The organism is Paraburkholderia sp. CNPSo 3272 (assembly GCF_024206495.1).
GTDB lineage: Bacteria > Pseudomonadota > Gammaproteobacteria > Burkholderiales > Burkholderiaceae > Paraburkholderia.
Genome location: NZ_JAMBPQ010000015.1, coordinates 137,599 through 157,112 on the forward strand (window position 1 = coordinate 137,599; position 19,514 = coordinate 157,112).

General features: G+C 66.9%; 13 protein-coding genes. 6 read left to right on the plus strand and 7 right to left on the minus strand.

The window, feature by feature from the left end; translation table 11 throughout:
* Positions 1 to 19: 19 nt before the first annotated feature.
* Complete coding sequence (gene kdgT / locus M3I53_RS19895) at positions 20 to 1,036, minus strand: 2-keto-3-deoxygluconate transporter (RefSeq protein WP_254317588.1); 1,017 nt, start codon at positions 1,034 to 1,036, stop codon at positions 20 to 22.
* Between the two features lie 187 nt (positions 1,037 to 1,223).
* On the opposite strand from kdgT, the gene M3I53_RS38230 reads away from it, so the two are divergent.
* A complete protein-coding gene (locus M3I53_RS38230) occupies positions 1,224 to 1,496 on the plus strand; it encodes an SDR family oxidoreductase (RefSeq protein ID WP_302057753.1) in 273 nt (90 codons plus the stop codon).
* Between the two features lie 127 nt (positions 1,497 to 1,623).
* The gene (kdgR, locus tag M3I53_RS19905) at positions 1,624 to 2,445 is read left to right on the plus strand and encodes a DNA-binding transcriptional regulator KdgR (RefSeq protein ID WP_254317589.1); all 822 of its coding nucleotides are present in this window, start codon (positions 1,624 to 1,626) and stop codon (positions 2,443 to 2,445) included.
* On the opposite strand, the gene M3I53_RS19910 is transcribed toward kdgR, so the two are convergent.
* The 3 genes from M3I53_RS19910 to M3I53_RS19920 are packed head-to-tail and all read right to left on the minus strand — an operon-like array spanning position 2,442 to position 6,694.
* Positions 2,442 to 3,959 carry an efflux transporter outer membrane subunit gene (locus M3I53_RS19910; RefSeq protein ID WP_254317590.1) on the minus strand — a complete coding sequence of 506 codons (1,518 nt, stop codon included), beginning with the start codon at positions 3,957 to 3,959 and terminating at the stop codon, positions 2,442 to 2,444. The genes kdgR and M3I53_RS19910 overlap by 4 nt on opposite strands.
* Before the next feature lie 16 nt (positions 3,960 to 3,975).
* Positions 3,976 to 5,622 carry an MDR family MFS transporter gene (locus tag M3I53_RS19915; protein ID WP_375542558.1) on the minus strand — a complete coding sequence of 549 codons (1,647 nt, stop codon included), beginning with the start codon at positions 5,620 to 5,622 and terminating at the stop codon, positions 3,976 to 3,978.
* Positions 5,558 to 6,694 carry an HlyD family secretion protein gene (locus M3I53_RS19920; RefSeq protein ID WP_254317592.1) on the minus strand — a complete coding sequence of 379 codons (1,137 nt, stop codon included), beginning with the start codon at positions 6,692 to 6,694 and terminating at the stop codon, positions 5,558 to 5,560. Before M3I53_RS19920 ends, M3I53_RS19915 begins: the two co-directional genes overlap by 65 nt.
* 95 nt (positions 6,695 to 6,789) lie before the next feature.
* Between M3I53_RS19920 and M3I53_RS19925 the strand changes: the two genes are divergently transcribed.
* From M3I53_RS19925 to M3I53_RS19940, 4 genes are all read left to right on the plus strand, one after another.
* Complete coding sequence (locus M3I53_RS19925) at positions 6,790 to 7,512, plus strand: CerR family C-terminal domain-containing protein (protein ID WP_254317593.1); 723 nt, start codon at positions 6,790 to 6,792, stop codon at positions 7,510 to 7,512.
* A gap of 110 nt (positions 7,513 to 7,622) precedes the next feature.
* Positions 7,623 to 8,258 (plus strand): LysE family translocator, encoded by a 636-nt coding sequence (locus M3I53_RS19930; protein ID WP_254317594.1) that lies wholly within the window; start codon positions 7,623 to 7,625, stop codon positions 8,256 to 8,258.
* A 101-nt stretch (positions 8,259 to 8,359) separates the two neighbouring features.
* Positions 8,360 to 8,923, plus strand: coding sequence for a TetR/AcrR family transcriptional regulator (locus tag M3I53_RS19935; RefSeq protein ID WP_254317595.1), 564 nt, complete (start codon positions 8,360 to 8,362; stop codon positions 8,921 to 8,923).
* 281 nt (positions 8,924 to 9,204) lie between these two features.
* Positions 9,205 to 9,630 carry an organic hydroperoxide resistance protein gene (locus M3I53_RS19940; protein WP_254317596.1) on the plus strand — a complete coding sequence of 142 codons (426 nt, stop codon included), beginning with the start codon at positions 9,205 to 9,207 and terminating at the stop codon, positions 9,628 to 9,630.
* Between the two features lie 77 nt (positions 9,631 to 9,707).
* On the opposite strand, the gene recD is transcribed toward M3I53_RS19940, so the two are convergent.
* Genes recD through recC form a run of 3 tightly spaced genes read right to left on the minus strand, consistent with a single transcriptional unit; the run spans position 9,708 to position 19,323 of the window.
* Positions 9,708 to 11,909, minus strand: coding sequence for an exodeoxyribonuclease V subunit alpha (gene recD / locus M3I53_RS19945; protein WP_254317597.1), 2,202 nt, complete (start codon positions 11,907 to 11,909; stop codon positions 9,708 to 9,710).
* Entirely contained in the window at positions 11,906 to 15,742 is a 3,837-nt protein-coding gene (gene recB / locus M3I53_RS19950) for an exodeoxyribonuclease V subunit beta (RefSeq protein WP_254317598.1), read from the minus strand. The genes recD and recB overlap by 4 nt, the downstream gene beginning before the upstream one ends.
* Positions 15,739 to 19,323 (minus strand): exodeoxyribonuclease V subunit gamma, encoded by a 3,585-nt coding sequence (recC, locus tag M3I53_RS19955; RefSeq protein WP_254317599.1) that lies wholly within the window; start codon positions 19,321 to 19,323, stop codon positions 15,739 to 15,741. Before recC ends, recB begins: the two co-directional genes overlap by 4 nt.
* Positions 19,324 to 19,514 lie beyond the last annotated feature (191 nt).

Genomic DNA, 19,514 nt, shown 5'->3' on the forward strand with positions numbered 1-19,514 from the left:
CGGGAACCTCGCCTGTGAATCAGACGTGCGCATCGCGCCCGGCCACTGGCGGCACGGGCGGTTGCATGAGTTCCTGGAGCAGCGCCTCGCGCGCGCTGCGGCGGCGCACCCATAGCGCCGTGAGCATCGGCACAAGGATCGCGGTCACGAGGCAAGCGGTGGCGACCATCGCAGTTGCCGCCGGCACGAGCGGCTTGAAACGCGGAATCATCTCGCCGATGATGGCCGGATTCGCCACCGCCGCACCCGCCGTTGACGAAGCCGCGAGCCCCGCCGCACCGTTGCCGCCCGCAATCAGGCGATCGGCAAGAATCAGCGGAATGCCGGTCACGACGATCACGCCGAGCCCGAGCACCACACCCGAAATGCCGCTCGTGACGATCACGTTGAGATCGATGCCGTTGCCAAGCGCAAAGCCAAAGAACGGGATGAGCGGATGCACGCAGCGGCCGAACAGTTCGCGCAGATCGCTATCGAGATTGCCCAACGCAAACCCGATCAGAAACGGCAGCACGGCGCCCACGAAAAGCCGCGGCTCGAAAAAGGCCACGCCGGTCGCGCCGAGAATGATCATGCTGACGAGCGGCCCCGACTCGACCGACATCAGCACGAACGCGCCTGCCTCTTCCTTCGTGCCGTATTGCTGCATCACGGCTGCGTAGAGACCGCCGTTGGTCATGTCCATCGACGTCGTGATAGCGAGCACCGAGAGCCCGGCGAAGAGTCCGGTTTTCACGCCGTCAACGGGGATGAAGTGAGCGGCGACCAGCGTGGCCACCCAGGCCACGATCATCTTCGTGACGAGCAGCGTGCCGGACTTGCGCAGCACGGTGCCGGTCGCACGCAGGTCGATAGTCGCCCCCATGCAGAAGAACCACACCGCGAGAATCGGGACGGTGCCGGTGATCAATCCATTGGTGAACGAACCAAAGTATTTGCCCGCGCCCGGCGCGAACGTATGAACACAGGCGCCGAGCAGCAGCGGCACCAGCATCAGGCCGCCTGGTATGCGGTCTATGGCCTTCTTCAGCTTCATGCCTCCTCCGTGGACTTTGCATCCGGTTGCCGGATCGGCACGTTGGCGCGTCCCGGCTTTTTTCTCGCGGTGCTCCCCTTCCCGAAACAGGATAGCAGCGTGAAAGGAACGCCGTTCCGATTTCTGCGGCGAAAATCATCAATGTTTACCCGCTTGATTCACTATTTGGGCAGACCGCTTGGCAAACATGCTATGGCGTCGCAACATTTGCGGACCGACGTTCCGAAAAGGCGAACTGCTCTATAGTCCACGAGAGGCGGTGCAACGCCCATCCGGAGGAGACACGGCATGGAAGTCAGACAAAGCCGCAACAGCGAACACGCGAAGGGGTGCATTTCCCGCTGCGCGCTGGGGCGAACCGGACGATCTCGCAGGCCTCGTAGTGTTTCTCGCCTCGTCGGCAGCGAATTACGTTCACGGCCATACGCTCGCCGTGGACGGCGGCTGGCTTGCGCGCTAGCCCACGCGGCGCGCAGGGGACGCGGTATGCTCGCGTCAGAGATTCACATGGACCGGCGACAATGGCAGCGAGCGTGGAAAAAACGGCAAATTCGGCTGGGGGGCGGCGCAGCGCACAGGAGCACGCTATGAACGAGACGGACGGCGGCACGGAGAAAGGCGAATCGGTCTCGTCGATCGACCGCGTGTTTGCGATCCTCGGCGCGCTGGGCGAAAACGGGCCGATCGGCATCAGCGAGCTTTCGCAGCGCCTCGCGCTTTCCAAAACCACCGTGCACCGCGTGCTGCAAACGCTGAAGGCCCTGGGCTACGTCGCGCAGGAAGTCGAAACCGACCGTTATCGTCTGACGATCCGGCTGTTCGAACTTGGCGCGAAGGCGCTCGAAAGCGTCGACCTCGTGCGCGAGGCCGACATCGAGATGCGGCGCATTGCGCAAGCCACGCGTGAAGCGGTTCATCTCGGCGCGTTCGACGAAGACGCGATCATCTACATCCACAAGATCGACTGCGATTACGGCCTGCGCATGCAGTCGCGCATCGGGCGGCGCAATCCGCTGCACAGCACCGCGATCGGCAAGGTGCTGCTCGCGTTCATGCCGGCCGCCGACGCTCAGGAAACGCTTTCGCACGTGGAATTCAGGAAGTCGACGCAGAAAACGCTCACTTCCGCCGACGCGGTGCTGAACATCCTTCCGCATGTACGCGAGCAAGGCTACGGCGAAGACAACGAAGAGCAGGAAGATGGTTTGCAGTGCCTGGCGGTGCCGGTATTCGACCGTTTCGGGCATGTGATCGCCGGCCTCTCGATCTCGTTTCCGACCATGCGCTGCGGCGCGGACACGAAAGCCCACTACGTCGCCCTGCTCAAGCGCGCGGGCGCGGCGATCTCGGCGCGGCTCGGCTATCGCGAGCCGGCCGCACACGAGCACGCGCCTGCCGAATCCGGCTAGCCCGGCGTAGCGGCCGTCTCCGGCGTGGCCGTCGCGGTGGTCTGCCAGCCGAGACCCAGGCTCTTCTGCAGCGACACGAAGTCCTTGAGCAAATCGGCCTGGCCCGACACCACGTTCTGCTGCGCGGCGAATTCCGTGCGCTGCGTGTCGAGCAGATCGACGAGGCTCGACGCCCCCGCGCGGTAGCGCTGGCGCATGAGCGTCGCGGAGCGCTCGGCGGAAACCTGCACCTTCTGCAAGGTCACCAGATGCTCGCGCTGATAGCCATAGCGCGAAAGCGACGCGTTGGCGTCCTGCAGCGCCGCTAGCACCGCCTTTTCGTAATGCGCTTCGGCTTCGTCACGCGAGGCTTGCGCACCGTGCACCGCGCCGAGCGTGCGCCCGAAGTCGAACACGTTCCACTGTAGATACGGCGCCCCTACCCAGCTGAAATTGCTCTTGCGGAACAGGTGCCCCGGCTCCGCCGCCGAAAAGCCGAGGTCGCCGAACAGCGTGAGTTTGGGCAGGAAGTCCGCCACGTGCTCGCCGATCTGCGCGTTGCTCGAGGCGAGGCGCCGCTCCGCCGCGCGAATATCGGGGCGCTGCGCGAGCATCGTCGTGGGATCGCTCACAGGCACGCTTGCGGGCATCGTGGGCAGCGGCTGCGCCGTTGCCAGTTCCGCGTCCAGCGCGCCTGGCGCCTGGCCGGTGAGCACCGCCAGTTGATCCAGCGATATTTCCACTTGCGCCGCGAGCGGCGTAATCGTCGAGCGCGTGTTTTCCACCTGGGTGGTGAGCCGCTGCACGTCCACCTCGGCCGCCGTGCCGCCCGCGCGACGCTGTTCGGTGAGCGTGAGCATCTCCTGCTGCAGTTGCGCCGTGCGTTGCGCGATGGCGAGCCGCTGCTGCTCGTCGCGCAGATCGATATAGGCCTGCGCGACTTCGGCCGCGAGCGATACCTGGGTGTCCGCAAGGTCGGCGTCCACGGCATCGGCCTCATCGCTCGCCGCTTCCACGGCGCGGCGCGTGCCGCCGAACAGGTCGATTTCCCACGAGGCATCGAAGCCCGCCGTATAGAACGTGATCGGGCCACCGCCCGAAGAGCCACCCTGACCCGAGCTGCTGCTCGACGACGTCAAGGCGCTCAGGTCCGGCTGGCGCATGCGGATCGCCGCCGCGCTCGCGCCGACCTTCGGCAGTTCGGCGGCGCGTTGCTGCTGCAGTTGCGCGCGCGAAGCGCGCAAACGCGCCTGCGCCGCGCGCACATCGGGATTGTGGGCGAGCGCTGCTTCGATCAGTGTGTTCAGTTGCGGGTCGTTCAGCGCAAGCCACCATTGGCTCGGTGCACGCGCGGGCGTCACGCCTTGCGCGGGCGTGCGCAGGAACGAAGCGGCGTTCGCCGCTTCCGGCGCGACGGCCGGTGCCCCGCGATAGTCGGGGCCGACGGTGCAGGCGGCGAGCGCGCAGGCAGCGGCGAACGCGCTCAGCGCGGCGTAGGAGATTCGGGAATAACGGGAGGAACGGGTTGCCGTCATGAGTCAGTGATAATCTTCAGTGGCCGCCAGACGGCGCTTGTGCGCCAGGCTGCGGCTTCTTGAGCAGGAGCGCGAGCGGCACGCACGTCGCCAGCGCGATGCCGAGCACCCAGAATGTTTCGGAGTACGTGATGACCATCGATTGCTGCGTGATCTGCGCCGCGATCTGGCCGAGCGCCTGCAATTGCGAGTGCGCCATGTCGCCCGTCTGCGTGAACCAGCTGGCCGCGCTCGCGGCCACGCGCTCCTGGCCGATGACCGAATTGGCGCTGAGCGATTCGCGCAGCACGGCCGTATGGAACGCCTCGCGCCGGTCGATGAGCGTGCCGATGATCGCAAGCCCCACCGAGCCGCCCAGATTGCGCGCCATGTTGTAGAGCCCGGCCGCGTCGCCGGAATCTTCGCGCGACACCGCCGCCATCGAAGCCTGGTTCAGCGGCATCATCGCGAGCATTTGCGCCACGCCGCGCACGAGCTGCGACCAGACGAAATCGTGACCGACGCTCTGCGCGGTGAGCGAAATGTCGAGCATGCAGCTCAGCGTGAAGAGCAGCAACCCGGACACCACCAGGATGCGAAAGTCCACCTTGCCCAGCAAGCGCGGCAGAATCGGCATCATGAGGAAAGCGGGCAGCCCCGAAAGCAGCATGATCGCGCCGGACTGCTGCGCGTTGTAGCCGGCAACAAGGCTCAGAAACTGCGGCAGCAGGTACGAAATGCCATAAAGCCCGGCACCCACCGCAAACACGATGATGATGACGCTCGCATAGCGCGGATTGCGCATGAGCGACAGACGCAGAATGGGCTTTTTCGCCGTGAACTGCGAAAGCGCGATGAGCGCCATGCCCGCGAGCGAGACCCATGTGAGCGTGACGATGAAGCTCGATTCGAACCAGCGTTCGCGCTGGCCCTCTTCGAGCACGACGGTCAGCGAACTCAGGCCCATTGCCAGCCCGGCAATGCCGAGCCAGTCCGCCTTGAGAAAGGCTTCCCAGTGCGGCCGGTCCGGTTCGAGCCCGACGAGAAGCAGCGTGATGAGCGCGAGGCACACCGGCAAATTGATGAAGAAGCACCAGTTCCAGCTGATATTCTCCGCGAGCCAGCCGCCCACCACGGGCCCGAGCAGCGGTCCGAGCAGCACGATCAGACCGAACACCGTCATGCCCACCGGCAACTGCGAAAGCGGCAGGCGCGTGCGGATGATGGTCTGGCCGGTAGGGATCATCGCGCCGCCCGTGAAGCCCTGACCGATGCGCCCGGCGATCATCATGCCGAGCGTGTTCGACCAGCCGCACATCATCGAAAAGGCGATGAAGAGCGCCGAGTTCGCGAGCAGGAAATTTCGCAGTCCGAACACCCGCGTGAGCCATGCGGCGAGCGGAATCATCACGATCTCGGACATCAGATAGCCCGTGGAGATCCACGTGCCCTCGGTGCCCGTCGCGCCAATCTGCCCCTGGATCTGCGGCAGCGCCGAGTTGGTGATGGAAATGTCGAGCGTGGCCATCAATGCGCCCAGCCCACCGGCCGCGACGGCGATCCAGTCGGCCGCGCTCGCGCGCTCGCCATGCGGATGGGGCACCGCTGCGCGAGCCGTTTTAGCCACGGTGGTTCTCCTGGTCGATACGGCGGTCGTCCTCACGCGCGGAGCGCGTGTCGACATCGACGGTTACCGACATGCCCGGCAGCAGCACGCTGCGCGTTTCGGGCCCGGTATCGAGGCGGATGCGCACCGGCACTCGCTGCACGATCTTCGTGAAGTTGCCGGTGGCGTTCTCGGGCGGCAAAAGTGCGAACTGCGCGCCCGTACCCGGCGAGAAACTGTCCACCACGCCGTGCAGCGTGTGGCCCGGTAGCGCGTCGACATGCAGCTCCACGGGCTGGCCTGCGCGCATGCGGCCGATCTGCGTTTCCTTGAAGTTCGCCGTGAGGTAGGTGCGCTGCACCGGCACGACGGTCAGCATGCGCGTACCTGGCTGAACGTACTGGCCCACGCGCACGGTGCGGTCGCCCACCCGGCCCGCGAGCGCGCTCTTCACCACGGTGTTGTCGAGGTCGAGCTGCGATTGCGCGGCGTTCGCACGCGCCGCCTCGAGCTGCGCGCGCGCCTGCGAGAGCTGCGCGTTCAGCGCCGAGATCTGCGAGCGTGCGGACGTGACGGCGGCTGCGTCGGCCGCGAGCGTGGCTTGCGCCTTATCGCGTTCGCTCTTGAGTTCGGCAAGCCGTTCGGTCGTTTCCGCACCTGTGGCCGCGAGCGGCGCATAGCGCGCCACTTCGTCGTTCGCGTGGCGCAGGCTCACCTGGGCGACTTCCTGCTGCGCCTGTGCCTGCGCGACGTTCGCGCGCTGCTGCTCGATCTGTGCCTGCGCATGCTCGATGTCCGCCGTGCGCGCATCGACGGTGGCCTGCGCCTGGTCGAGCGCCACCTGATACTGGCGCGCGTCGAGCTTCACGAGCGGATCGCCCGCCTTCACGGCCTGGTTGTCGGCCACGTAGACGTCCGTCACATAACCGCTCACCTTCGGGGCGATCGTCACGCTGTCGGCCTGCAAATAGGCGTCGTCGGTGGATTCGATGAAGCGCCCGACGATCCACCAGTGGCCCAGCCACACCGCTGCGGCGATCAGCGCCGCGAGTCCCAGCAGGATCAGAAGGGTTCGTTTCGCGCCGCTGCGCGCAGGTGCAGCGGCGGCGTCCGGCACGTCGCGTCCGGGCGCGCCTGCAGTCGTAGACATGTTGTTGAATCTCAATTTATTCCAGTCGGCAAAATTATTCCACCTGGAAAAACTGTGTCAAGTGTTATATTTCGCAGGGATACGAAAGGAAATGCATGAGCGAAGGCAAGAAACTGCGACGTTCGCCCGAAGGAGGCTATGCGCGTGGCGACGAGACACGTCGCAAGATCATCGAGGCGGCCATCATCCTGTTCGGCCAGCACGGCTTCGACGGCGCGTCCACACGTGACATCGCGGCGCGCGCGGGCGTGAATGCGCCGGCGCTGCAGTATTACTTCGAAAACAAGGAAGGCCTCTACCGCGCCTGCGCGGAGTCGATCGCCGACGAATCGTGGCAGTCGTTCGAGCCGGCTGTGCAGCGCGCGCGCGTTGCACTCGAGCGCAACGCGGACACCGAAACGCTGATCGACGCCTTCATCGACATCCAGTCGGCCGTGGCCGACCGTTCCTTTGTCAAGCAGCACGGGCCGGATCAGCGTCTGTTCTTCGCGCGCGAACAGGGCGGCGGCGAACCGGAGATCGGCTCGGAAATCCTGCGCGAGCGCGTGCGCTCGCCGCTGAACACGATCAACGTGGAACTGCTCGAACGCATTACCGGCATGCCGGCCCACGATCCGCTCACCGTAGTGCGCATGTTCAGCCTGTACGGGCAGTTTCTGCTTTTCTTCATCGCGCGCCGCTCCACGCTCTCGATGCTCGGCTGGGACGACATCGACAGAGCAAAGGCCGATTTTCTGAAAGAGAGCATCGCGGAACAGACGCGCGTGCTGCTGCGCCACTGGAATGGCGAGCGCGAAACGCACAATCGCTCAAGATAACCAAGCACTCTTGCGGCGGCTGGCACGATTACGAGGCGCCCGTGGGGAACCCTCGCGGCGCCTGAGCGCGCATGTTAGTGTCCGAAATCCCCCCGCATGGAGCCGCCAGCATGTCTCCTCTCGCCGCCGTTGCGAGCATTCTCCTCGCTGTCCTGCTCGGGGCCATGAGCCCCGGCCCGAGCTTCGTGCTCGTCGCGCGCAACTCGATCGGCCTCTCGCGCCGCGACGGCGTCGCCACCGCGCTAGGCATGGGCACCGGTGCGATCTGCTTCGCGGGCATTGCACTCGCCGGGCTCTACACCCTGCTCGCCACCGTGGCCTGGCTGTACGCCGCGCTCAAGATCGCAGGCGGCGCCTATCTGCTCTACATCGCTTCGCGCATCTGGCGCGGCGCGGGCTCGCCCGTCACGATGAGCAGGACGTCCATACCGGGCGAGCGCCCCGGCAAGTCATACTGGAGCGGCCTGACCACCCAGTTGAGCAACCCGAAAACGGCCATTGCCTACGGCGGCATCTTCGTCGCGCTGCTGCCGCATAACCCGCCGCTGTGGTGCTACTTCGCGCTGCCGCCGCTCGTTTTCGGGATCGAAACCGGCTGGTACACGGTCGTCGCGCTATGCTTTTCGAGCCAGCGTCCGCGCGATCTCTATCTGCGTGCCAAGAGCTGGATCGACCGCATTGCGGCCGGCGCGATCGGGGCGCTGGGGCTGCGCCTTATTTTCAGCGCCGGGCATCGCGGGATCTGAGGTCGCCCCGCCGGACGCGGCCCGAACATCGCGTCCGGCGCACCGCAATTTATTTCGTGACGCGCTTGACAATCTATCTTCCAGTAGATAAATTGGAGCCCATGAATACGAAGCTGACAGTACGGGAACAGGTTCTCGACCACGCCATCACCCTCATGATGCTGCGCGGGTACAACGGGTTCAGCTACCGCGACCTGTCAGAACTGGTGGGCGTGAAAACGTCGAGCATCCACTATTACTTCCCGTCGAAAGACGACCTGGTGCTCGAAGCAGTGAGCCAGTACAGCGGCGAAGTGATGGCGGGATTGCAGTCGATCGACGCGGCGCTGCCGGCGCGCGAAAAGCTCGCTACGTACACGCGGCTCTTCGGCAAGACGCTGGGCGACGGCAACCAGATCTGTCTGTGCGGCATGCTCGCCGCCGACATCGAGTCGCTGCCGGAAACCGTGCGCCATGCCGTGCAGGCGTTCTTCCGCGCCAACGAAAGCTGGCTGACCGAGGTGCTGGCTCAAGGCGCGAAAGAAGGCACGCTGGTCGTCAGGGGCAAGCCGGAAAGCTCGGCGCGTACGTTGTTCGCGGCCTTGCAGGGCAGCGTCCTCGCGAGCCGGCTGTTCCATACGAAGTCGCGCCTCGAAGATGTCGAAGCCATGTGGCGCGTGGCTTAGTAAGTTCCTCTTGCCTGTAACAGGGGCGGCTTATCGCCCTTTTGTTGGGCCGTGAATTCTATCTTCTGATAGATAGCTAGAAGGAGGAGCATCATGAACGTGTTTTGACGGCCGGAAATCTATCTTTCAATAGATAGAATGTGGGAATTGACGACCGGAAATTCGCAAGCGTTGCTCTTCTGCTGGACCCCGGTGCACAGGGTTGTCGCCTCGCACCACTAAATTGAATGTCGTACTCCGCCGTACTTTCAACGAACCGTCTTTGCTCAAAGGAGCCTGTCATGTCGATCGAAAAAGTCCTCTACCGCGCCGAAGCCAACGTCACCGGCGGCCGCGATGGCCGCGCCGTCATTCCCGCCAGCAACCTGGACCTCAAGCTCACCACGCCGCGCGAACTCGGCGGCGCGGGCGGCGACGGCACGAACCCCGAGCAGCTTTTCGCCGCGGGCTACAGCGCATGTTTCATCGGCGCGATGAAGTTCGTCTCGGCGCGCGACAAGATTTCCCTGCCCGCCGATCTCTCGATCACCGGCAATGTCGGCATCGGCCAGATTCCGAACGGCTTCGGCATTGAAGTCGAACTGAAGATTTCGCTGCCCGGCATGGATCGCGCGGCCGCCCAGGCGCTCGTCGACAAGGCACATATCGTGTGTCCCTACTCGAACGCCACGCGCGGCAACATCGACGTGACGCTCACCATCGTCTAAGCCTCGAGCCGCATGCAGCACTTGTCGAGGGCCGCGCAAAGCGGCCCTCGGCCTATGTGCCGGCCGCTCGCGCAGGTTCACGCAGTCTGAGCGTCGCGCGAGAGTCCCGCCATGAGGCCGCTTGCGCGCTGCACCTTGGCGAGCACCGCGCGATCGAGCACGGTGCGCCCCTCGGGCACCGCGAGCGTGAGAAACGAACGCGCACGCGTAACGCCGGTGTAGACGAGTTCGCGCGTGAGAATGGGGCTGTACGTATCGGGCAGCACGAGCGCCGCGTGGGTGAACTCCGAGCCCTGCGATTTGTGGACGGTGAGCGCGAACACCGTCTCCACGCCCTGCAGCCGGCTCGGCGAGACCCACTTCACGCCGCCCGAGCCGTCGCCGGCCGGGAACGCCACGCGCAGCACGGGTGGCTCGCCCGCGGCAACGGGCAGTTCCAGCGCGATGCCGATATCGCCGTTCATCAGCCCAAGCTCGTAGTCGTTGTGCATGACGAGCACAGGCCGGCCCGCGTACCAGTCGCCGTGCGGGTCGATGAGCCCTTCTTCGTGCAGCAGACGCGCGACGCGCCGGTTCAGGCCTTCGACGCCCCACGGACCGCGCCGCAGCGCGCACAGCAACTGAAACGCGCCATGCGCCTTAAGCACGCCAGCGGCCCAGCCGGAGAGCGCCTCGGGCGTCGCGCCGGGCCCGGGCCGGGTCGTGCGCATCGTTTCGAGGTAGTGGCGGTAGCCCTGGCGCTGCGCGTGCGCGGCGCGTTGCTCGCACACGCGGCCATCGACGATCAGCGAACGCAACGGCCCGTCATCGTCGGCGGGACACACGAGGCGCGCGAGATCCTCGTAGCCGCGCGACCAGATCTTCGCGACTCCCACTGCATCGCCCAGATTGACGAGTTCGGCCAGCGCGCCGATGCCGCTCTCCGATGCGAAACGATGGCTCTCGCGCAGCATTGCGATGGCCTGGTCGAGCGGCAGGCCGTGCGCGTCGAGCATGGCCGCGTCGATGCGCTCGCCCGTGGCCGCTTCGAGCCAAGCGCGCGACGCCGGGGTGTAGTGCCCCTCGCGCGCGCGGTCGCACAATTCGCCCAGCACCGCCCCGGCTTCGACCGAAGCGAGCTGGTCCTTGTCGCCCAGCAGGATGAGCCGCGCGGAGGACGGCAGCGCGTCGAGCACGGCGGCCATCATCTCGAGGTCGACCATCGAGGCCTCGTCGATCACGAGCACATCCACGGGCAGCGGATTCGCGGCGTCGTGCCTGAAGCGGCGGCTGCCGGGCCGCGTGCCTAGCACGCGATGCAGCGTCGTCACGACGGTCGGAATCGCGTTGCGCAGCGCTGCCGCGTCGACGTGCGCCTGCAGCGCATCGAACGGCAGCCGCTCCACCGCTCCCGCGATCGATTCGTTCAAACGCGCCGCGGCCTTGCCGGTGGGCGCGGCAAGCCGGATGCGCAAGGGCCGCGCGGCATGCGCTCCCTGCCCTGCACGGCCGAGCGCGAGTGTCTGCAGGAGTGCCAACAATCTCACCACCGTCGTCGTCTTGCCCGTGCCCGGACCGCCCGTGACGATGCTGAACGCGCTGCGCGCGGCGAGCGCGCAGGCGAGCTTCTGCCAGTCGGCGGCGCGCGCAGCGTGAGCGGCGCGTGCCTCGCCGTTACGCGGAGCGAACAGCGCGTCGAGCGCCGCGCGGGCGATGTCGAGCGGCAACGCGGCTTCGAGCTGTGCAGCGCGTGTGAGTCGGCGCTCGATGCCCTCGCGCACGTCCTGCTCGTATTGCCAGTAGCGCCGCAAATAAAGCCGTGTGCCCGCAAGCACGAGCGGCGCATTGCCTTTCGCGACATCGGCAACCGCCGTCTCCTCACTCACGAGATCGGGCACCGCGAGCGCCGCGCGCCACTGCGCGAGTGTGACGCCCGCGAGCACTTCGGCAGGCGGCTGCGCCGGCACCGCGGCCAGCATCTGTGGCCCGTCGGGCGGCAGGGACAGCGCGAACGCCGGGTCTTCCAGCGTGGCCTTCAGGTCGAGGCACACATGACCGCGCCCAAGCTGATGGCTCGCGAGCGCGGCCGCGAGCAGCAACAACGGCGGACTGTGCGGCGCTTCCGTCCACAAAAAGCGTGCGAAGGCGGCATCGAGCGTACGGAGCCAGCCGCGCTCGACCCAATTGTCGAGCACGCCGAGCATTTGCCCGGGCGGTTCCGGCGCGGCGTCCGGCATCTCCAGATTCTCGAACAGATCGCCGGTGAGGCCGTCCTGCCCTTTCGTGCGGCGCCTCGTCATGCCACATCCTCCAGCGTGTTGCGACGCGCGAAGAGCGCGTCGAGTCGTTCGATCAGCTCGCGCGGCGGCCGCTCGCAATGCAGCCCCTGCCCCGGGGCGCGGCCGCCGCGCAGGAACAGATACACGGCGCCGCCCACGTGGCGGTCGTAGTCGTAATCGGGCAGGCGCGACTTGAGCAGCCGATGCAGCGCGAACAGATAGAGCACGTATTGCAGTTCGTATCGCGAATGCAGGATCTGCGCGCGCATTTTCGCAGGCGTGTAGGACGCATCGTCGGGGCCCAGCCAGTTCGACTTGTAGTCGGCCACGTAATAGCGGCCTTCGTGTTCGAACACGAGATCCATGAAGCCCTTGAGCATGCCGTTGAGCGTGGCGGCGTCGAGCGCGGGGCGCGCCTCGCCGTCCAGCGTGAATTCGGTCACAAGCGCGTCGATTGCGAGCGTATCGACGGCATGCGCCGTGACCCAGAACTCCAGTTCGGCCATATACGCGCCGGGTTCGAACGCCGCGAGCGCCACGGGCGCCACGCTCTCGCCGTCGATGTCCGGCAGTCGCAGCGGCGTGCGCACGAGCTCCAGCATCCACGCCGTGAGCGTCTCGATCCAGTGCGACCAGCCGCGAACGCTGCAGCGCCGCGCGACCATGTCGCGCACGCGCCCTTCGTCCTGCGCGATTTCGGCGAAGCCTTCGTTGGCGGCCCATTCCATCAGTTCGTGCAGGAACGTGCCCGCATCGGCGCCGCGCTCGAACCCGTGCATCGGCGCAAGCGCGGGTGCGACGAGCGTCTGGCCGGCGCTTGCGAATGCTTCGTCGTCTTCAGGCGGCACGCTCGCCTCGAGCAGTTCCAGGAACACGTCCTCGCTGCGCGTGTCGGGCGCGCCGCGCGCGTCGTCCGCTTCGACAGGCACGCCCGAACCGATCGACGTTTCGAGCGTCTTCAGGCTCGAATAGCTCGCGATCCACCAGCGTTCGCGCTCGCGATGCGCGAGCGTGCGCGCCTCGCCGCGCACGGCGCCGGTGTCGCGCAGCGCGAGCACGTCGCGGCGCGCTTCCGGAGCGGGCGCGACGGCGATGTCCGTGCACGAGCCGCGCAATGCGCCGAGCCATGCTTCGGTTTCCTCAACGGGAATGGCCGCGCCGCCACCGAGCAGATATCCGAACGCGCTCGCCTCGACGCCCTGCACGGGTCCATAGCCGATCCACGTGGCGTAACGCGCGCGCGTCAGTGCGACGTAGAGCTTGCGCAGGTCTTCGCCGAGGCGCTCGCGATCGGCCTGGCGCAGCACGCGCGCATCGGCCTCGAGCGTGACGCGCAACTCGCCTTCGTCGTCGTGCCACTTGAACGGCACGTCGTCGGGCTTGACGGCGCGGTGCGCGCACGCGAACGGCAAAAACACGAGCGGATATTCGAGGCCCTTCGACTTGTGGATCGTGACCACCTGCACGAGTCCGGCATCGCTTTCCAGACGCAACTGGCGCGCGTCGCCTCCGCCGCCCGCGCTTTCGTCTTCGCGCTGCTCGTCGAGATAGCGGATCAGCGCGTGCTCGCCATCGAGCTGCGTGCTCGCCTGTTGCAATAGTTCGGCGAGGTGCAGCAGGTTGGTGAGCGCGCGCTCGCCATTGAGCCCGGCACCAGCGGGTTCGCCAAGCAGGCGCTGCGGCACGTGAAAGTCGTTGAACAAGCGGCGCAGCATCGGCAGCACGCCCTTCCTGCGCCAGCATTCGCGGTACTCGCGGAACTGCAGCACGCGCGACTCCCACGCGATCTCGTCGTGGCCGAGCCGGTCGAGTTCTGCCCATGCGAGCCCGAGCGTGGGCGTGGCGAGCGCCGTGCGCACGAGGCGGCCGTCGTCGGGCTCGGCACAGGCCGCGAGCCAGAAGCGCAGTTCTTCGGCCTGCGGCGTCTGGTACACCGAGTCGCGATCCGACAGATAGACGCTGCGCACGCCGCGCGCGGCCAGCGCTTCGCGTATCGCCTGCGCCTCGCTGCGGTTGTTGACGAGCACCGCCATGTCCGCGGGCTGCAACGGCCGCATGCCGCGCTCGCCCGAGAAACCCGCTGCCTGCTCCTGGCCGAGATTGAGCAGACGCACCATCTCGGTCGCGCAGCTGCCGGCCATGCCCGCGAGATACGCGCCCTTGCTGAGCGGCTTGCCATCCGCGGCAGGCGGCATCCACCAGACGTTGAGCGCGGGCAGCGCCGCACCGGCTGCAACCAGCTTCTCGGGCCGTCCATGCGCATCGGCGGCCACGAACGGCAACGCATTTTCGCGTCCATCAGGGCTGCGAAACAAAAACGCGCCGCTGCCCTCGGGCCGCAATTCCGCCGCCTCGAAGCAGCGGTTCACCGCCTCGACCATCGCGCGCGTGGAGCGGAAATTCTTCTTGAGCGTATAGAGCCGCCCTTCGCAGGCACGGCGCGCGCGCAGATAGGTGAAGATGTCCGCGCCGCGAAACGCGTAGATCGCCTGCTTCGGATCGCCGATCAACACGATTGCCGTTTCGGCGTCGTGTTCGGCGATGCGATAGACCGCGTCGAAGATCTGGTACTGAACCGGGTCGGTGTCCTGAAATTCGTCGATCAGCGCGACCGGATACTGCCTGCGGATGATTTCCGCGAGACGTGGGCCGTTCTCGCGCTGCAGCGCCGCGCGCAGCCGCGTGAGCAGATCGTCGAAGCCCATTTGCGAGCGGCGCGCCTCTTCTTCCTCGAAGCGCTTCGCCACCCAGCGCGCCGCGTGGCACAGCAGATCCTGTTTCGCCTCGGGCGGCGCGGCGAGCGACTCGCGCAAGCTTTGCATCGCCACGAAGGCCGCATGCCCGGGCGGCTCGCCCTTCACCCAGATGTCGGCCAGGCCCGCGGGCGTGAGGCGCGTCCACACGGCCGCCTTGTCGTCGAAACCGGGATGCGCGGATTCGGGATCGTTGGCCCAGTCGCGCAGCTTGCCGATCCATGTTTCGCTGTGCTTCGAATTGAGCTTTCTGGCGTCGAACTGCTTCGCGGCGCGCGCCGCGTTGAGCAACGCCTCGACCTCGTCGATCCAGACGCGCCACGGCGCCTTCAGCGTTTCGAGTTCGTCGCGCGCGCGCTGGCGGGCGTCTGCGAGCGCCGCGCCGGGGTTGCATGCATCGGGCAAGAGATCGGCGTGCGCGAGCAGCCCGCGTATCGCGTCGTGCAATTCGTCGGGACTCGCGAACCACGCCCTCACTTCGGCGGCGCTCACCGCGTCGAGGGGCGCCATGAAGGTGCGCCAGTAGTCGCGCACGACTTCGGCGCGCAGTTCCGTCTGGTCGGTTTCGAGCGTCTGCGAAAAGAGGCTGTCGCTGTCGAACGCGTGTTCGCTCAGCATGCGGTTGCACCAGCCGTGGATCGTCGAGACCGCGGCCTCGTCCATCCATTCGGCTGCCAGTTGAAGGCGGCGCGCGCATGCCGGCCACTGCTCCGGCGAGTAGTCCTCGCGCAGATCGTGCAACAGGTCTTCACCCGGCTCACGCTCGGGCACGTCGTCAGGCTCGACGCGGAAGCATTCAGCGGCTTCGATGAGGCGCGCGCGAATGCGCTCGCGCAGCTCCTTCGTGGCCGCGTCGGTGAAGGTCACGACGAGAATTTCGGGCGGCGTGAGCGCACGGCCTGACGTGCGCGCCTCGTCATCGAAATCCGCTTCGCCGCTTGCTGCGTTGAGCGCGCCGTGCCCCAGCACGAGGCGCACGTACAGCATGGCGATCGTGAAGGTCTTGCCGGTGCCTGCGCTCGCTTCGATCAGGCGGCTGCCGTAAAGCGGGAAGCGCAGTGGCTCCAGGACTTGGGCGTTCATGTTCCCGAGCGGATTCATACCGTCCCTCCTGCCTCGCTCGAGGCCCGCTTCGCACGCGACGACGCGAGCGGCGCGCGGCTTACCGGCAGCAGCAGCGTCATGGCGAGCGTAATGAAATCGTCGTGGGCGACGAGCGCGTCGAAATCGGTGAAGGCGCGGCGCAGATAAGCGTTCGTCTCGCGCTCGCCAGGCGTGCGGTCATTGCCCTCGTAGGCCGCGCGTGCAGCTTCCCACGCCTCGGCGGGCACCATCGCGCGCGTGCCGTCGAATGGATCAGGCAACTTGCGCAGCCATGCGAACGCTGTCTTCACCGCGAGCGGCAAGGGCCGGCGCGCACCGTCGTCCCATGCGGCAAGCAGCGCGAGCAGATAGTCGCGCGCAACCTGCGCGTCGAGCGGCGCGAGCTCCGCAACACCCACCTTGCTCACGATCACCGTGGTCACCGGCCCGGCCGCGATCTGCGCGGCCACATGCGCGACCCAATAAGGCACGAGTCGATCGCTCCGATAGCGGTGGTCCTTCACGAGCGTGCCCGGCTCCAGAATCACGCGGCCGAGTGCGCCGTCCGGGCCCGCGCGTAAATCGTCGAGCCAGTCGTCGAGCGCAACGATGCGGCCTTCCGGCGTCGCATCGAGACGAATTTCGTATTGATGCTCGAGCGGCTCGGGCCAGCGCGCGAGCGCCTTGCGATATTCGGCGAACAGCTCGGGCATGGGCGCGAGCAGTTCTTCGCCGATCACCTCGCCAAAGCCCCCGGTCGCAAGGTCGCCGCTGCGATGCATGCGCTCGAGGCGCGCGAGCGCGGCCGGTTCGAGATCGTCTTCGCCGCGTTCCATCGCGAGGACCTGCGCTCGGATCAGCTCGCCCTGGAGCTGCCACGCCTGCAACGCATCCACCTCGAAGGGCTCGTGATTTTCGCTCGCTGCGTCCCCGCTTTCGAAGGCCACGCGCAGACGCTGCCGGAAGAAGCTGCGAACCGGCTCGCGCAGGAATTCGCCGAGTTCGCGGATCGACAGCGGCTCGTCGCGTTCAGTCGGCGCGAGGACTTCGGCGTTCGCTTCAGCCGCGGGCCGCACCTGTGCGGGCTTGCTCCACTCGTGCGCATAGGTGTACAGCGCCGCCTCTTGCGGCCGCGGCGGGAAATAGTCCGGGCTGAACGGCTGCAGGCGATGCTCGATGGTCAACGCGTGGAGCAGCGCTTCGCCATCGTTGCCTTCGTCGCCTTCGAGCCGCCAGCCGGCCTTGAGATGGTCACGCAACTGTCCGACCAGCACCGAAGGCGGGCGCGGCGTGTTGTCGGTCACGCTGCGCCCGATCCACGACACATGCAGATGGTCGCGCGCGGAGAGCAACGCTTCGAGGAACAGGTAGCGGTCGTCTTCGCGGCGCGAGCGGTCGCCGGGGCGATAGTCGCGACGCATGAGGTCGAAGTCGAGCGGCGTGCGGCTGCGCGGATAGTCGCCGTCGTTCATGCCGAGCAGGCACACGCGCCGGAACGGGATGGCCCGCATCGGCATGAGCGTGGCGAAGGTCACCGCGCCCGCGAAAAAGCGCTGTGAGAGGCCGCCGCCCTCGAGCGCCGCGAGCCAGTTCTCCGCGACGATGGCGAGCGGCAAAGTCTGCGTGAGCGCGGCTTCATCGCAGGCCTCGCGCCACGTTTCGAGCGCGCCGTCGAGGCGGTCGAGCGTGTAGGCGTCTTCGTCCTGCGCCGCGAAAAACGCCGCCTTCAACGCGCGCAGACGCTCGCACCACACTTCCACCGTGGCCGGTTCGCGCAGCGTGCGCCACGCGTGGTCGAGCGCGTCCACGAGGCGCGTGAGCGGGCCCAGCAACGCGGCGTCGAGTCCGCCGATTTCGCTGTACGGCTCGATGCCGCGCCATGCGCCCGCACGTTCGCCCGCGGCGTAGCCCAGCAGCATGCGCCGCAGACCGAACGCCCAGCTGTTGGGTGCGCTGAGTTCGTCGGCCTGGGGGAGCCCGAGGCTCGCGCGCTGGCCCGCATGCAGTCCCCAGCGGATATTCGCGCCGTCGATCCAGTTGCGCAGCGTGGGCACGTCTTCGGCGTCGATGCCGAAGCGCGCGCGCACGGCCGGCACTTCGAGCAGGTCGAGCACGTCGCTCACCGTCACGCGCGAGTACGGCAGCGCAAGCAGCATTTCCAGCGCGCCGATGAGCGGATCGAACGCGCGCTGCGCGCGGTCGGCCACGCTGAACGGAATACTGCGCGGGTCATTGCCGTCGAGCAGGCCGAACACGGCCTGGATATGCGGCGCGTAGACCTCGATGTCGGGCACCATTACGATCACGTCGCGCGGACGCAATGTGGGGTCCGCCGCAAACGCGGCGAGCAGGCGGTCGTGCAGGATCTCCACTTCGCGCTGCGCGCTATGCGCGATGTGAAAGCGAATCGATTCGTCCTCCTGCACATCCACCGGTTCCCAGTGCTCGCGCGTTTCGCCGAGAGGCCGCAGATCCCGAATGTCGTCCTGCAACTGCGAGAGCAGCGTGAGCGCGTCTTCGCCATCGAACAGATCGATACGCTGGCCAATACGCGTGAAATGCGGCGTGTACGTCTCGCGCGCTTCGTCGCTGTCGTATTCGTCGAGCAGGCCGATGAAGTCACGCCCCTGCTTGCCCCAGGCCGCGAGCAACGGCTGCGAATGCAGATGCAGCTGCGCCTCGTCGAGCTGCTCCGGCGCGCCCGCGCGGCGGCGCTGGCGCGCGTGGCGTGCGCGCAGCAGGTCCTGGTCGGCGACGATGTCGGCCCAGTAGTGCATGCACGGGTTATGCACGCACATCAGCACCTGGCTCCAGCGCGCGAGCGCCGCGAGGACTTCCACCGACTGGCGCGCGAGGCTCGAAATGCCGAACACCACGAGACGGCGCGGCAAGCCCTTCGGCCGGGCGTCGCCCTCCTGCCATGACTGCGCGCGCGCCATGAACGCTTCGTGCACGGCGGCGCGCCCCGTGTCGCGCAAGCCGATTCCGTCTTGCGCCTGCGCGCCAACGTCCGCGAGCAGCGCGCGCCAGAGCGCCGCCTGCCAGCGCGCCTCCTCGGGCAACGGCGTACGCGCGTTGCGCGCATCGATCAGGACGTCCTCGTTCGCGGCCCACGCAGCGAGCCAGTCCGCGCGGTAGACCTGGTACTGGTCGAGCAGATCCGCCACGCGCTGCGCGAGCTGGAAGCACTTGCGCTGGTCCTCGTCGTTGGCCATGAAGCGCTTGAGCGGCTGATAGCCGGGCTCATCGAGCAGCGCCGGCAGCATGCGCATGAGACGCCAGACGAGGCGCGACTTGTCGAACGGCGAGACCGCGGGCACCGCGTCGTTGCCGAGCACGGCGCGATACACCTGCCAGAGGAAACGCGACGGCAGCGACATTTCGAACGCCGCCGCGATGCCGCAGCCGCCCTCCTCGGGATCGGCGGCAAACGCGAGCTTGAGCCACTGCGCGATGCCGTTGCTCTGCACGAGGAACATTTCCTTTTCGAGCGGCGCGATCGGATTCTGGCCGATCCAGCTCACGATCAGGTCGCGCATGCGCTCGGGCTGATTGCCGTGAACGAGCATCAGCCCGGTGGGCAGTTCGCGCGCGCTCAAGCGAGGCTCCGGCGCGCCTGACACAGGTTACGCGCGCGTTGTGCAGATGGGGCGAGGAAGCGGAGAAAAGGAATTGCGGCCATGTCGCCTGTTCGTGTTTGGTGCCCGTATATACCGGTACTCGCCGGTATTCCCGGTATTTGCCGATACGAATGGCGCAGGCGGCATTGCGCCCGCGCAATGCGACAGTT